The sequence below is a fragment of the Nocardioides sp. Z43_10 genome (assembly GCF_059766615.1).
On record NZ_JCBAJY010000005.1, the window covers coordinates 325744 to 339944 of the forward strand.

General features: G+C 73.6%; 13 protein-coding genes. 1 reads left to right on the forward strand and 12 read right to left on the reverse strand.

Going from position 1 to position 14201, the window contains the following annotated elements; all coding sequences use genetic code 11:
- Genes AC6EI4_RS11810 through AC6EI4_RS11840 form a run of 7 tightly spaced genes read right to left on the reverse strand, consistent with a single transcriptional unit; the run spans position 1 to position 7036 of the window.
- The gene (locus tag AC6EI4_RS11810; RefSeq protein ID WP_498451572.1) at positions 1 to 1206 is read right to left on the reverse strand and encodes a thiolase family protein; all 1206 of its coding nucleotides are present in this window, start codon (positions 1204 to 1206) and stop codon (positions 1 to 3) included.
- The gene (locus AC6EI4_RS11815) at positions 1203 to 1670 is read right to left on the reverse strand and encodes a MaoC family dehydratase (protein ID WP_498451573.1); all 468 of its coding nucleotides are present in this window, start codon (positions 1668 to 1670) and stop codon (positions 1203 to 1205) included. The genes AC6EI4_RS11810 and AC6EI4_RS11815 overlap by 4 nt, the downstream gene beginning before the upstream one ends.
- A gap of 11 nt (positions 1671 to 1681) precedes the next feature.
- Positions 1682 to 2200: an FAS1-like dehydratase domain-containing protein gene (locus AC6EI4_RS11820; protein ID WP_498425075.1), complete on the reverse strand. Its 519-nt coding sequence runs from the start codon at positions 2198 to 2200 to the stop codon at positions 1682 to 1684.
- A gap of 20 nt (positions 2201 to 2220) precedes the next feature.
- Positions 2221 to 3516: a CaiB/BaiF CoA transferase family protein gene (locus tag AC6EI4_RS11825; protein ID WP_498451574.1), complete on the reverse strand. Its 1296-nt coding sequence runs from the start codon at positions 3514 to 3516 to the stop codon at positions 2221 to 2223.
- Complete coding sequence (locus AC6EI4_RS11830) at positions 3513 to 4700, reverse strand: CaiB/BaiF CoA transferase family protein (protein ID WP_498451575.1); 1188 nt, start codon at positions 4698 to 4700, stop codon at positions 3513 to 3515. The genes AC6EI4_RS11825 and AC6EI4_RS11830 overlap by 4 nt, the downstream gene beginning before the upstream one ends.
- Entirely contained in the window at positions 4693 to 5835 is a 1143-nt protein-coding gene (locus tag AC6EI4_RS11835; protein ID WP_498451576.1) for an acyl-CoA dehydrogenase family protein, read from the reverse strand. Before AC6EI4_RS11835 ends, AC6EI4_RS11830 begins: the two co-directional genes overlap by 8 nt.
- 10 nt (positions 5836 to 5845) lie before the next feature.
- Positions 5846 to 7036 carry an acyl-CoA dehydrogenase family protein gene (locus AC6EI4_RS11840; protein ID WP_498451577.1) on the reverse strand — a complete coding sequence of 397 codons (1191 nt, stop codon included), beginning with the start codon at positions 7034 to 7036 and terminating at the stop codon, positions 5846 to 5848.
- A 193-nt stretch (positions 7037 to 7229) separates the two neighbouring features.
- Here AC6EI4_RS11840 and AC6EI4_RS11845 point away from each other — a divergent pair, with 193 nt between their 5' ends.
- On the forward strand, positions 7230 to 8021 hold the full coding sequence (locus AC6EI4_RS11845; protein WP_498451578.1) for an IclR family transcriptional regulator: 792 nt from the start codon (positions 7230 to 7232) through the stop codon (positions 8019 to 8021).
- Positions 8022 to 8033: 12 nt separating this feature from the next.
- On the opposite strand, the gene AC6EI4_RS11850 is transcribed toward AC6EI4_RS11845, so the two are convergent.
- From AC6EI4_RS11850 to AC6EI4_RS11870, 5 genes are all read right to left on the reverse strand, one after another.
- Positions 8034 to 9539: an acyl-CoA carboxylase subunit beta gene (locus tag AC6EI4_RS11850; RefSeq protein WP_498451579.1), complete on the reverse strand. Its 1506-nt coding sequence runs from the start codon at positions 9537 to 9539 to the stop codon at positions 8034 to 8036.
- Positions 9540 to 9544: 5 nt separating this feature from the next.
- Positions 9545 to 11182, reverse strand: a complete 1638-nt coding sequence (casG, locus tag AC6EI4_RS11855; RefSeq protein WP_498451580.1) for a steroid-24-oyl-CoA synthetase — start codon at positions 11180 to 11182, stop codon at positions 9545 to 9547.
- Positions 11179 to 11814: a PaaI family thioesterase gene (locus AC6EI4_RS11860; RefSeq protein ID WP_498451581.1), complete on the reverse strand. Its 636-nt coding sequence runs from the start codon at positions 11812 to 11814 to the stop codon at positions 11179 to 11181. Before AC6EI4_RS11860 ends, casG begins: the two co-directional genes overlap by 4 nt.
- A 285-nt stretch (positions 11815 to 12099) precedes the next feature.
- Positions 12100 to 12882 (reverse strand): crotonase/enoyl-CoA hydratase family protein, encoded by a 783-nt coding sequence (locus tag AC6EI4_RS11865; RefSeq protein ID WP_498451582.1) that lies wholly within the window; start codon positions 12880 to 12882, stop codon positions 12100 to 12102.
- Positions 12883 to 12926: 44 nt separating this feature from the next.
- Positions 12927 to 14201: a TRAP transporter large permease gene (locus tag AC6EI4_RS11870; protein WP_498451583.1), complete on the reverse strand. Its 1275-nt coding sequence runs from the start codon at positions 14199 to 14201 to the stop codon at positions 12927 to 12929.

Genomic DNA, 14201 nt, shown 5'->3' on the forward strand with positions numbered 1-14201 from the left:
TCACTCCCCCTGCAGGAGCAGGGCGACCTGCTCGCTCATGATGCCGCCGTTGCCGGTGACGAACGCCGTGTCACAGTCGGCGACCTGGGCCTGCTCGGCGCGCCCCATCAGCTGGCGCGCGGCGTCGACGACGTGGTGCATGCCGCCGGCCATCCCGGCTTGGCCGAAGGACAGCTGCCCGCCCGCCGTGTTGACCGGGAAGTCGCCGCGGAACGTCAGATCGCGCTCGGTCACCCACTGCATGCCGGTGCCCTTGGCACAGAAGCCCGCGTCCTCCAGGCTCATCAGCACGGTGATCGTGTAGCAGTCGTAGATCGACGCCATGTCGACGTCGGCGCGGTCCAGCCCGGCCATCGCGAAGGCCCGGTCCGCGGCCCGCGCGATCGGCGTGCGCACCAGGTCCTCGGCGTACGTCGGGGTCTTGAAGGCGACGTGCTCGCCGAAGCCGGTGATCCGCACCGGGCGGTGCCGCGAGCGCCGCGCCAGGTCGGCGTTGCCGACCAGCACCGCGGCTCCGCCCTGCACCCGCATGACGACCTCGAGCATGTGGATCGGGTCCGCGATGACAGGGCTGGCCAGCACGTCCTCGACGCTGAGCGGCTTCCCGTGGAAGACGGCGTCCGGGTGCGCGCACGCGTTGGTGCGCTGGTCCACGGCGATCTTCGCGGTGGCGCGCGGGTCGTAGCCGAACTCCGCGGCGTAGCGCTGGGCGATCTGGGCGTACGGCGCGTTCTGCCCGACGTTGCCGTACGGGATCTCGAACTCGGCCTGGGGCGAGCCGTACTTGCCGCTGGACGCGCCGTACCAAAGCGGCGCGCCGGGCGCCGACGTCCGCGCGGACCGCGGCAGCATCATCGACCCCGGCACCACGCACAGCACCGCCTCGCAGATGCCGAGCTCGACGGCCGCCGCGGCACGCCAGACCATCCCGGCCGCCGTCGCCCCGCCGAGGTCGACGCGCTCGCCGAAGTCCAGCGGCAGCCCCAGGTACTCCGAGAGCGTCGCGGGCGCGAACATCTCGGACTCCTGCACGCCGTGGGTGACCAGGCCGTTGACCACCGAGGCCGGCAGGCCGGCGTCGTCCAGGACGAGCTTGGCCAGTCGCGCGTACTGGTCGAGGGTGAACATCGCCGGGCCGCTCTGCTTCTTCTCCGCCGGCAGCTCGGCGATCCCGAGGATCGCGGCCTCACCGCGCAGGCCGCTCACCCGGCACTCCCCCGCAGCGGCAGGGAGACGGTGGCGCTGCCGGGCATCAGCACGTCCTCGCCGCGACGCCCGGCGACCTCGAGCTCCACCAGCCCGCGCCCGTCCTCGACCCGGGTCGCGGTGACCCGGCCGCCGAAGGACAGCTGCTGGCCGGGGAACGCGACGGCGCGGTTCTGCGCGGCGAACGAGACCAGCCGACCGGCGCCGCCGATCCAGTCGGTCACCGCCCGGGCCAGCAGCGCGGACTGCAGCGGGCCCTGGACCAGGACGTCGTCGTAACCCTCGCGCTCGCGCGCCCACTGCTTGTCGTAGTGGATGCGGTGGCCGTTGTAGGTGGCGGCGCTGAACAGGAACATCTGCGTCTCGTCGACGACCACCTCCAGGCTCGGGAGCTCCTGCCCGACGGCGACGTCCTCGAAGCACAGCTGCGCGTTCCTCACGCTCGGGCTCTCCTGCTGGCTCACGGCGGTGCTCCTCACGGGCGGGCGATCATCGACGTGGTGGCCTCGGCCACCAGCCGGTCGCGCTGGTCGGTGTACGTCGTGCGCCAGGTGACGAGCACGAACGGGCCGCTGCGGCCCTGCTTCTGCACGATCGACTCCACCCGGCGCTCCATCGTGAGCACGTCGCCGTGGCCGCAGGAGCGGTGGAACGTGGTGCTCTCGCCGCCGGCCATCCGGCGCGGGGCGTCGGGGAACGCCAGGTCTCCCGACGAGGCGCCCGAGGAGCCGTCGGCGCGCAGCCGGTCCATCGCGGTGACGCCGAGGACGGCGTACTGCAGGTACAGCGGTGGCGCGACGACGTCGTCGTAGCCGTGCGCGCGGGCGTGGTCCGGGTCGAACCAGAGCGGGTTGTCCTCGCCCACCGAGACCGCCCAGCGCTGCCAGTCGCGGCGGACGACCTCACCGGTGGCACGGGCGACCACCTCACCCACCTGGGCGGCGGCCGCGGCCGGCACCAGGTCCGGCACGGGTTCCTGCGTCTGCTGGGTCATCTCATTCCCTCTCCGGCCGCTCAGGCCAGCTGGTGGTCGGTCACGAGGCCGCGCGCCACCAGGTCGTCGTACTGCTCCCGGGACCAGCCCAGGACGGTCAGGTACACGTGCTCGTTGTCCTCGCCGAAGCCCGCCACGGGCCGGCCGAACGCGAGGTCGAGGTCGTCGCTGCGCCACGGGTGCCCGGGGTAGCGGTGGGTGCCGATCGCGGGGTGGCTGCGCTCGCGCCACCAGCCGCGGGCCTCGAGGTGGGCGTCGTCGAGCAGCTGCGGCTCGCTCACCACCTCCGCGGCCGGCACGCCGGCGCGCTGCAGGGCCGCGACGACGTCGTCGGCCTCCCGCCCGGCGCACCACTCGCCCAGCGCGGCGCGGATGCCGGCGCTGTGAGCGCGACGTACGGCGCCGTCCGCGTCGGCGCCCGGCAGCCGGGGGTCGTCCCCGAGGCCGGGCACCGAGAGCAGGCCGCGCCAGTCCCGGTCGTCGCGGACCGTGACCGCGACCCAGCGGTCCTCCCCGGCCACGCGCAGCACGTCCTGGACCGCCCACGGGTCGGCGTTGCCGAGCACCGGCGGGTCCCGGTGGTTGAGCTGGTGGTCGAGGAAGAGCTCGCCGACCTCGGCCATCACGTTCTCGGCCTGGGCGAACTCGACCAGTCCCCCGCGCCCGGTCGCCTCCCGGTCCCACAGCGCGGCCAGGACGGCGAACCCGACGCCGGCCGGCGCGGCCTCGTCCATGTGGTAGTTCTCGCCGGCCGAGTCGGGGTCCTCGCCCTCGTAGCCGTCCATCGCGGCGATGCCGACCAGGCTGTTGAAGTTGGGCCCGTAGCCCAGGTAGTCGCTCATCGGCCCGCTCATGCCCAGCGGCGGCATCCGCACCACGACCAGGCGCGGGTTCAGCTCGAGCAGCCGCTCGTGGCCGAGGCCGAGCTTCTCCAGCACCCCGTTGGAGTTGTTCTCCACCAGCACGTCGCTGACCGCGACCAGGTCGAGGAAGGCGCGGTGACCCTCGGGGGTGTCGAGGTTCATGCACGCCGAGAGCTTGTTGCGCGCGTGCCAGTTGAACAGCGCGGAGCGGTCGTAGGGGCGCTCGCCGGGATCCTTGTCGGGGTAGGTGCCCCCGTGGTAGCCGGTCTTCTCGAACGACGCCTTGGTCACCTTCGCCGACACCTGGCGGCTGAGCCGGTCGTTGCCCTCCACCCGGATCACCTCCGCGCCGAGGTCGCCCAGCAGCGCGGTCGCGCCGGGGCCCGACCAGACGACCGTCAGGTCGATCACCCGGATCCCGGCCAGCGGCCGGTCGTCGGGATCGATGCTCATGCGGGCACCTCCAGGGTTGCCTCGTGGCGCACCTGGGCGCCGTGCTGGTCCAGCAAGGGGGCGGTGGCCCGCAGCGCGTAGCCGCGCTCCATCCGCCACGGCGGCCCGGCGTACTCCAGCAGGCCCGCCCGGGGGTGCTCGGCGGCCACGAAGGCGCCGCGCTCGCGGAAGTGCGGGTGCGCGAGCACCTCGGAGACCGACAGGTACGCCGTGACCGGGATGCGCCGAGCCTCGGCCGCCTCCATCACCGCGATCTTGGGCCGCGCCGCGATCCACTCGGCGACGTAGGCCAGGAAGTCCGCGCGGTCGTCGCCGGCCACCGTCTGGCGGTCCAGGAACCGCTCGCGGAAGACGGCGTCGTCGGCGCCGACCAGGTGCACGAAGCGGTTCCAGAACGCCTGGTTGGTCACGTAGACCATCACGAACCCGTCGGCGGCCCGGAACGGCCCGGTGAAGGTGGCGCCGTGCCGGTGCGGGCTGCGCGCGCCGCGGGGGGCGGTGATGCCGGAGTAGGACGCCGAGAGCAGGTACGACGCGCGCCGGTCGGCGCCGGCCAGCAGCACCTCCTGCCCGGAGACGTCGATCGTCGCGCCGCGGCCGGTGCGCCGCGCGCCCAGCACCGCGGCGAGCGTGGCCTGCCCGGCGCTGCGCCCCACCGTGTAGTGCTCGAGCAGCCCGGGCTTGCGCAGCGGCTCGCGCTCGGCCTGCCCGGTGGCGTGCATCGGGCCGCCGGCCGCCTGCAGCACCAGGCCGCTGGCCTCGTGGTCGCGGCGCGGGCCGGTCTGGCCGAACGCGCTGATCCGGGTCACCACCAGCCGCGGGTTGGCCGCGCGCAGCACGTCGGGGCCGAGCCCGAGCCGCTCGAGGTGGCCGGGCCGGAACGACTCGACCACGGCGTGGGCTCCGCGGACCAGGCCGAGCAGCACCTCGCGGTCGGCGGCGTCGTGCAGGTCCAGCGCGACCGAGCGCTTGTTGGTGTTCAGGTGCAGGAACAGCGCGCTGCGCTCGGGGTCGGGTCGGTCGTCGGGGAACGGCCCCCAGCGGCGGGTGAGGCTGCCCTCGCCCGGCTTCTCGACCTTGACCACGTCGGCGCCGAAGTCGGCGAACAGCTTGGTCGCGTACTCGCCGGCGACCCAGCGGGACAGGTCCAGGATCCGCATCCCGGAGAGCACCTGGTCAGTCAAGGCCGTTCGCCTCCTCGAGCCAGCGGCCGGCGACGTCCGCGCCACCGCCGAGGGAGCCGAGCAGGCGGGCCCGCTCGGACCACAGGTGCAGGTCGGTCTCGACGACGTAGCCCATGCCGCCGTGCAGCTGGTGCGCATCGAGCGTGGTGCGCCGGTACGCGGACGCGGCGTGCACCACCGCCACCGCCGTCTCCCGCAGCGCCGGCCGGCCGCGGCCGTGCCAGAAGACCGCGCTGCGCGCCGCCAGCCGGGCGCCCTGCACCGCGATGTGCATGTCGGCGACCAGGTGCTGGGCGGCCTGGAACGACGCGATCGGGCGACCGAACTGCTCGCGGCCCCGGGTGTGCGCCACGGTCCGCTCCAGCACGGCACCGGCGCCGGCGGCCATGTCCACGCACTGCAGGGCGCGGACCAGCAGGGCGGCCCGGCGCACCTCCTCGGGCCGCAGCCCCGCGCCGTCGGGTCCGGTGAGGGCGTCGGGGGCCGCCACCGCCACGTGGTCGAGGTCGAGCTGGTGGAGGCGGTCGCCGTCGCTGGTCGGCAGCGAGGTCACCGAGACCCCGGCGGCCCGCGGGTCCAGCAGGAGACCGACGAGGCGATCCGGCTCGCCGTACGTGGTGAGCGTGGCGGTGGCCAGCACGCAGTGCGCGAGGTCGGCGTCCAGGACGTGGTCGAGGCGACCGCTCACCTCGACGGACCCGTCGGCGAGCAGCTCGGCGCGCAGGCTCGGGCGCACCTCGGCGGCGTCGTACGGGCTGGCCAGGGCCACCGTGCCCCGCAGCTCGCCGCGGCACAGGCCGGGCAGCACCCGCCCGCGCTGCGCCGCGGATCCGAGGGCGGTCACCGCGAGCCCGAGGTGCAGCGTGCTGAGCACGATCGTGGGGCACAGCGCCCGACCGGCCTCGGCGAAGACGACGGCCAGGTCGTCGAGGGTCCCGCCGGCGCCTCCGACCTCCTCGGCGAAGGGCAGAGCGAGCACCTCCGCGCCGACCAGGGCCGACCAGAGCTTCTCGGGGAAGCGCTCCGGGCCCGGCCCGCGCAGGCCGCGGACCAGCTCCGGGCCGCAGTGTGTGGTGAACAGGTCACGCAGGCTGGTCGCGAGATCGCGCTCCTGGGTGGTGACGACGAGCTTCACGGCGTTCCTCTCAGCGTCCGTAGGACGGCATTGCGTGGCCTCGTTGGGCGATGACGTCGCGCAGCACCTCGTTGGTGCCGGCGCCGAAGCGCAGCAGCGGGGCGATGCGGTAGAGCCGTTCGAAGCGACCGTCGTCGGGGGCGGCCGCGGTGCGGTGCCCGAGCAGCCCGTCGGGGCCGAGCAGGTCGAGGGCGACCTCGGCGATGCGCTGGCGCAGCTCGCTGGTGAAGATCTTCTCGGTGCTCACCTCGATGCTCGGGATCACGCCGTCGTCGAGCAGGGACGCGGCCTCGAAGCCCATCAGCGTGGCCACCTCGACGTCCGCGTCGAGCTGGGCGAGCCGGCGGCGCACCGCAGGATCGTGCGCGGGCACCCGCCCGTCGCGGCGCGGGCGTCGCGCCAGCTCGACCAGGTCGTCGACCGCGCGTCGCAGGTCACCGGCGTTGGTGAGCGCGCCGCGCTCGAGGTCGAGCGCGCCGGTGATGTAGCGCCAGCCCCGGTTCGCCTCCCCGATCAGGTTCGTCGCGGGCACCCGGACGTCGTCGAAGTAGGCCTCATTGGTGCGGTAGCCCGACCACGCGGTCAGCGGCCGGATGCTCACCCCGGGGTGGTCGATGGGCACGATGACCACCGAGATGCCCCGGTGCTTCGGGGCGTCGGGGTCGGTGCGCACGCACAACCACTCGTGCGTGGAGCGCTGGGCGCCGCTGTTCCAGGTCTTGGCCCCGTTGATCACCCACTCGCCGTCCTCCAGCGTCCCCTCCAGCACCGCCCGGGTGCGCAGGCTGGCCAGGTCGGTGCCGGCCCCCGGCTCGGAGTAGCCGACCGCGCAGACCATCTCGCCGCGGGCGATCGCGGGCAGGAACTCGGCCTTGTTGCGCTCGGTGCCGTGGCGCATGATCATCGGCGCCACCGAGGTCACGGTGAGGTCCGGGCCCGGGACGCCCCAATACTCGAACTCGCTGACCAGCAGGTGCTGGTAGATGGGCCCCAGCCCGAGGCCGCCGTGCTCGACCGGCCAGTTGAGCCCGAACCAGCCCTTCTCGCCGATCTTGCGGCGGAACGCGGCGAGCTCGCCGTCGCGCTTCTCGAGGTCGTGCTCCGCAAGCTCTGCACGCAGAGCCGCGGTGACATTCGCGCGGAGGAAGGCCCGCACCTCCTCGCGCCACGCGCGCTGGCCGGCATCGAGCTCGAAGTCCACCGCAGCCCCTCTCGTCAGTACGTTCTGAACTATGTCTAATCGGCATATACAGTCAATGGCAGCGGGGAGGTGGTGTCAAACATCGATCCCAGATCCGAGACAGGCGACCAGGCGGGCGCCGCGTCGCCGAGCACAGAGAAAGGGAGGGACGGCCATGCCCCTTGCCCAGGAGCGCGTCGCAGCGTCTGACCAGATGGATACGGAGGTCCCGCGCACCTCGGTGGTCGCCCGGGTCACCCGGATCCTCGACGTCTTCGGCCAGACCCCGGGACCACTGCTGCTCGAGGAGGTCGCCGCGATCGCCGGGCTGCCCCGATCGACCACGTTCCGGATCATGGCCCAGCTCGTCGAGCAGCACTGGCTCGAGCACGGGCAGCGCGGCTACCGGCTCGGCCCACGCGCGCTGGGAGCTGCCAGCCCCCTCCAGCGAGGCGAGCGGACGTACGGCCGGCTGCGACAGGCCGCAGCCAACGAGCTCAACGACCTGCACCTCGCCACCGGCGCGGTCGTGCACCTCGGGGTGCTCGAGGGGGGCCTGCTGCTGTACCTGGACAAGCTCGGGGGCGCCGCGCTGCACTCGGTGCCCTCCCAGGTCGGCGGCCAGGTCCCCGCCGACACCACGCCCATGGGCCGGGCGATGCTGGCGACCCTGAGCCCCGAACAGGTCGACGCCCTGGCCCTGACCACGGCGGACCGCCCGCGGCGGGGGGCACTGGACCGGGTGGACCTGCACGCGCGCCTGCACGCCTGCCGTCGGCGAGCCGGACTCGACGTGGTGCGCTGGCCCGGGATACGGGGCATCGTGGCGCTGGGGGCCCCCGTGCACGGCAGCAACGGGCTGGTCGCGGCGATCGGCGTGGCCGCGCGGGGCGAGCGGCTGATCCCCGAGACGCTGGCGCCCGTCCTGCTCGCCGCCTCCCGTCGCCTCACCTGCGAGCTGGGCGGTACGCCCCGCTCCGGGCGTCGGCGGACCCCAGGCCGGTAGCCGGCCGGGCGCTCACGGGAGGTAGCCGGTGTGCACGACCGGCTCCGGGCGATCCACCCGCACGGCCAGGCGAAGCCCGGCCAGCAACGCGTTGCGCAGCTCCCGGGGGTCGACGACGTCGTCGTATGTGGCGCTCGCGGCGAGCCGCCACGGTCCGGCGGCCTCGTTGGCGACCAGCGCCTCGCGGGTCTGTGGGTCGGCCCCCGAGGTGGCACCGCCGACCGCGGCCGGGATGCCACCGAGCATCGCCCCCGGGAAGGCAAGCGACAGGGTCTGTCCGCCGAACGCGTTCTGGCCCATCACCGAGCTGCCGAACCCGAACGCCTTGCGCACGGTGACGTGCAGCTTCGGGACCCGGGCCCGGTGCTGCGCGGCGTACATCCGGGCTCCCGACCGCAGGATGCCGGCGCGCTCGGAGGCGCTGCCGGCCAGGACCCCGGGGTTGTCGGCCAGCTGCACCAGCGGGAGGTGGAAGGCCGCCGCCCGCTCGACGAAGCGAGCGCCCTTCTCCGCCGCGGCAACGTCGATCGCCCCGGCCAGCACGTCCGGTTGGTTCGCGAGTACGGCGACCGGCCGGCCGCCCAGCCGGGCCAGTGCCGTGATCAGCGACCGCCCGTGCCGGGCCTGGACCTCGAGCAGTGACCCGGCGTCGACGAGCTCCTCGAGCAGCAGTCGCATGTCGTAGGGGCGACGCGGGTCCGGTGGCACCACGTCGAGGACCCGGTCCAGCAGCCGCTCGCCGGTGTCCGGCCCGGCACTGGTCGGCGGATGCTGCCACGCGTTCGAGGGCAGGTACGACAACCAGCGCCGTACGGCGTGCAGGGCGCTGCGCGCATCGGGTGCCACCTCGTGGACCAGCCCGCTGGCCTGCGCGTGCACCTCGGCGCCACCGAGCTCCTCCTTGGTGACCACCTCGCCGAGCGATGCCCGCACCAGCGGCGGGCCCGCGGTGAACAGCGACCCCTCGCCCTCCACCAGCACCACGTGGTCGGCGAGCGGCGCCGCCAGGGCGCCGTGCCCGGCGGAGGGGCCGGCGACCACCACGGCGGTCGGGACCAGCCCGGCCAGCTCGACCAGTGCCTGGAGGTCGTTGGGGGCCGGGCGGTGGACCGCGAGGGCGTTGGTCGCGCGGTGGCCGGCACCGGCGAGGACCAGCACCAGCGGCACCCGCTCCTGCCGGGCCAGCGCTGCCAGCCGGGCCCGCTTCGTCGCCCCGGCGGTGCCGATCGAGCCTCCGGCCACGGTGAAGTCCTCGACGCCGAGGAGCACCGGTCGACCGTCCACCAGCCCGGAGCCGGCGACGAACGCGTCCGCCGACACGGTGCCGTCGCCGGCCAACAGGCCGAGCTCGGCGAAGCTGCCTGCGTCGAGCAGCTCGGCCACCATGGCCCGGGCGTCGAGGCGGCCCGCGGCCCGGGTCTTCGCCAGCTTCTCCGGACCGCCCATCGTCCGCGCCGCGGCGCGGCGTCGTTCCAGGTCAGCCAGCAGCGGCGCCCAGTCGTCGCGGTGTCCGGTCATCGCGCTCACCTGACCTGGACCGAGCGCCGCATCACCTTGCCGGTGGCGTTACGCGGCAGCGACTCCGACGTCAGCGTCCAGCGGGTGGGGACCTTGTAGCGCGCGATCAGCGCCTGCACATGCGCGCGCAGCTCTTCCGCGCTCGCGGTGGCGTCCGGCTCGAGCACGACCACGGCGGCGACCTCCTCGCCCAGGTCGGCGTGCGGGACGCCCAGCACGATGCTCTCGCGCACGTCGGGGTGGGTGTCCAGGGCGTTCTCCACCTCGGCCGGGTAGACGTTCTCGGCGCCACGCAGGATCAGGTCGGAGCGTCGGCTGGCGATGCGCAGCCGGCCGTCGTGCATCGAGCCCAGGTCGCCGGTGCGCAGGAACCCGTCCGGCGTGGTCGCCGCGGCGCTCGCCTCCGGGTCGCGCCAGTAGCCGATCATCACCAGCGGTCCGCGCAGGCAGATCTCGCCCTCCACCCCGTCCGGCACCCGCCGATCCTCGGCGTCGCGCACCTCGACCTCCATGGTCGGCACCGGTCGCCCGACCGTGTCGGGATCGGCGGCGAGGTCGGCGGCGCCGGCCAGGGTGGCCGCGCTCGAGGACTCGGTCAGCCCGTACGTCGTACCCAGGGCGCGTCCGGCGAGGGGCAGCACCTCGCGCACCCGCTGCTTCAGCGTCGGCGCCGACGGCGCGCTGTTGACGGTGAAGGTCCGCAGCGAGGACAGGTCGTAGTCGTCGAGGCCGTGCCGCTCGGCGTGCTCGACCAGCCGGCTGGCCATCGTCGGCACCGCGCCCCAGTTCGTGACCCGCTCGGCCTCCACCAGCCGCAGCACCCGGTCGATGTCGAACTTGCCGAGGTGGAGCACCGCGGTGTCGCCGACGACGAGTCGGATCACCGCGATGTTGTGCAGCGCGGCGATGTGGAACAGCGGGGTGGCCAGCAGGAAGCGGCGCGGCGGCGGCGCCATCCCCAGCTCCGCGGCGACGGCGTCGTTGAGCAGGTGGAACCAGACGGCGCCGATCACGTTGCGGTGGGAGTGGGTGGCGCCCTTGGGTCGGCCGCTGGTGCCGCTGGTGAAGAACACGACGGCGGGGTCGTCCTCCCCGACGACCGTGGCGACGTCCGCGGGCAGCGCCGCCCCGGCGTACCGCTCGACCAGTGTCGGGAGGTCGCCCTCGAGCGAGAGCACCGCGATGCCGGGCTCGCCGACCAGCGGCCTGCGTGCGGCGTCGGTGAGGATCAGGGTCGGCTCGGTGCGCTCGATGGCGTAGGCGATCTCCGGCGCCGCCCACAGTGAGTTCATCCCCACCACGACCGCGCCGAGCGCCTGGGCCGCCCAGAACGCGACGATCCACTCCGGGCAGTTGGCCGCGCAGATCGCCACCCGGTCGCCGGGGCCGACGCCGTACTCGGTGCGCAGGGCCCGGGCCAGCGCGGCGACGGCGTCGAGGTGCTCGGCGTAGGTCAGCCGCGAGCGTTCGGTGACCAGGTACTCGGCGTCCCCGTGCCGCACCGAGGCGGCGAGCAGCTCGCCGAGGCTCCGCTGGCGATGGGCGAAGACCTGCAGCGGGCGTCCACGCACGTCCTCGACCCGGATCTCGAACGGCCGGCCCGGCGCGGTCAGCCTGGCCACCGCCTCGTCGCGGGTGGTCATCCCCGCGCGCTCCGCTCGACCTCGACGAAGAGCCCGCTGGCCTCGACGGTGCGCCGGCCCTCGTGCTCGATCCACCCCTCGATCCAGGTCTTGCGTCCCTCCCGGCTCACGATCCGCGCCCCCAGCGTCAGGGGCTCGTCGAGGGGCGTGCGGATCCGGTAGTCCAGCTCGAGCCGGGCGGTGACCGCGGGCCGGCCGCCGACCTGCATCAGCAGACCCAGCATGGTGTCCATCAACCAGGCTCCGACGCCTCCGTGCACGGAGTCCAGCGGTCCCTCGTGCAGGGCGTTGGCGGTCAGTGTGGCGCGTGCCTCGTCGGCGCCGAAGTGCACCTCCAGCGGCACCCCCCAGGGGTTGAGCACGCTCACCCGGTACGGCAGCCCGGCGTCCCGCGCCTGCGCCGGCGCCTCGAAGCCGGCGCGCACCACGCGCGCCCGGCGCCGCTGACCGAGCTCCTCGGCGACCCCGTCCAGCACCTCCCGCGCCCGGCGCAGGTCGGCCTCATCCATCTCGGTGGTCGCCACGGCGAGGTTCAGCCTGTGCACGGCCGCCACCAGCTCCTGGGCGGCGCTGCGGTGCCCCGCGTCGAGGTCGGCGGCGTACCGCCCGGGTGCGCGGCCGGTCGTGGTCATCGAGGAACCTCTCGGGGGGAAGGTGCACAGCAGGAGGCTCGGACGCTAACCGCGTACCCGGCCGCTTCACCCTGGGTTCCCGCTGAGCGAAACCGGGCTCCGGCTGCCCGGGCGCCGGTTTCCCCGGTCGGCCGGGGAACGCTGACCCTGTCGGCCGAAACTTCGCCCGACAACATCAGTGATTGACAGCGCGCACTACCCCAGGGGCCCCAGGGCGCGCTTGCGCCCCAGCCACCCGCCCGAGCGCCGCCCCCCGCTCGCCCCACAGGCGGCCGACTGCGCGCGCTACCGCTTCCGCTCCACGAACGCCGCCAGCGCTTCATCGTGGTCGACGGTGTGGTGGGAGAGGGCCTGCATGGCGGCGCTCAGCTCGAGCACGCTCTCCAGGCTCCGCTGACGCGACTCGCGCAGCAACTTCTTGGCCATGCGCACCGCATGCGGGGGGTTCTTGGCTACCCGGGCGGCCAGCGCGTGCGCCTCCTCGAGGAGCCGCTCTGGCTCGGTGACCCGCGAGACGAGGCCCCACTGCAGCGCGGTTTCGGCGTCCACCCGATCGCCGGTGAGGGCCATCTCGGCCGCCCTCGCAGGCCCGATCGTGTGGGTGAGCAGCCATGCGCCGCCGTCGCCGGGGATCAACCCCAGCTGCACGAAGCTCTCCGCGAAGAACGCCTTCGACGAGGCCACGCGCATGTCGCACATCAGCGCCAGGTCGCAGCCGGCGCCCACGGCGGGGCCGTTGACCGCCGCGATCAGCGGCACCTCGCAGCGGGCGAGCGCGAGCGGGATCTGCTGGATCCCGTGCCGGTACCCGTTGCGCTGCTCGTACGGCGTACCGCCGAACATCCCGCGCCGTTCGGCCATGTCCGCCACGTTGCCGCCTGCGGAGAAGGCACTCCCGGCTCCGGTGAGCACGACGCAGCGCACGTCAGGGTCGCGGTCGACGCGGTCGGCATGCGCCACGAACGCCTCGACGACGTCTGGTCCGGAGATGGGGTTGCGGGACTCGGCCAGGTTCATCGTCCACGTCTCGACGTGGTCGGTCTTCTCCACCAGCAGGACTTCGGTCATGGCGTGCTCCTCGACTTCTCAGGGCGTGCGGTTGCAGGTACGAATCACAGCGAGACGAGCACGATCTCCGGCCAGGTCAGCAGGAGGACCGCGATCACCAGCATCGCCACGGCGAAGGGGAAGGCTCCACGGAACACCTCACCGACCGGCCGGTTGGCGGCCCGCGAGACCACGAAGACGTTGAGCCCCATCGGCGGAGTCACCATGCCCACCTCGGCGAGCAGCACCACGAAGATGCCGAACCAGATCGGGTCGTAGCCCAAGGCGACGACAACGGGGAGGACGACCGGCACCGTCAGCGCGATGATCGCGATCTGGTCCATGAAGAAACCGAGCACGACGTAGACCAACCCGATGCAGAGCATGATCGTGAAAGCGGGGATCGTCAGTCCGGCGATCCACTCGACCAGCTCGGGGGTCACCTGGGTCTCGGTGAGGAAGTGGCCGAAGATGTGGGCACCGACGATGATCGCGAAGATCATCGCGCTGGTCTTGACCGTCTCGAGCACCACGTGGTTGAAGCCGGCCAGGCTGAGCCGACCGCGCACCAGCGCCACGACGAACGCGGCGACGGCTCCTAGCGCGGCCGCCTCGGTGGGGGTCGCCAGTCCCGTGTAGATGGAGCCGACGACGGACCCGAACAGCACCACGATCGGGAGCGCCGGCAGCAGGGCCGCTCCCTTCGCCTTGAACGAGGAGACCTCGCCCTTCGGCGCCGACGAGGGGTTGAAGGCGAAGACGACGTACAGCGTCACCACGATGCCCACCGCGATCAACAGGCCCGGCAGCACCGCAGCCACGATCGTGTCCCCCACGCTCACCTCGGCGGTGATCGCGTAGAAGACCAGGATCACGCTGGGCGGGATCATCGCGGCGAGCGTGCCGACGACGGCGATCAGGCCGCCCGCGGTGCGCGGCTCGTACCCCTCATCGATCATCTTCGTCGTGGAGGTGTGCGCCAGCGTCGCGGCCGACGCCGTGCTCGAGCCGGAGACGGCCGCGAACGCGGTGCCGGCGACCACGGAGGCCACCGCCGTGCCGCCACGCACCCGGCCCACCATCGTGCGAGCGGCGTCGAACATGCTGTCGGCCAGTCCGGAGAGCAGGATCAGCTGGGCCATGAAGATGAACAGCGGTGCCGCGGAGAGCGTGTAGCTCATCACGGACGTCGGGGCCCCCGTCTGCAGCACCCCGACGAGCTCCTGGGGGCTGCCCAGCACCAGGGCTCCGAGGATCCCGGTGCCGAGGACGGCGAACGAGACCGGAACCCGCACCAGGATCAGCACCAGCATCAGGGCCACGAAGGCGAGTGCGAGCAT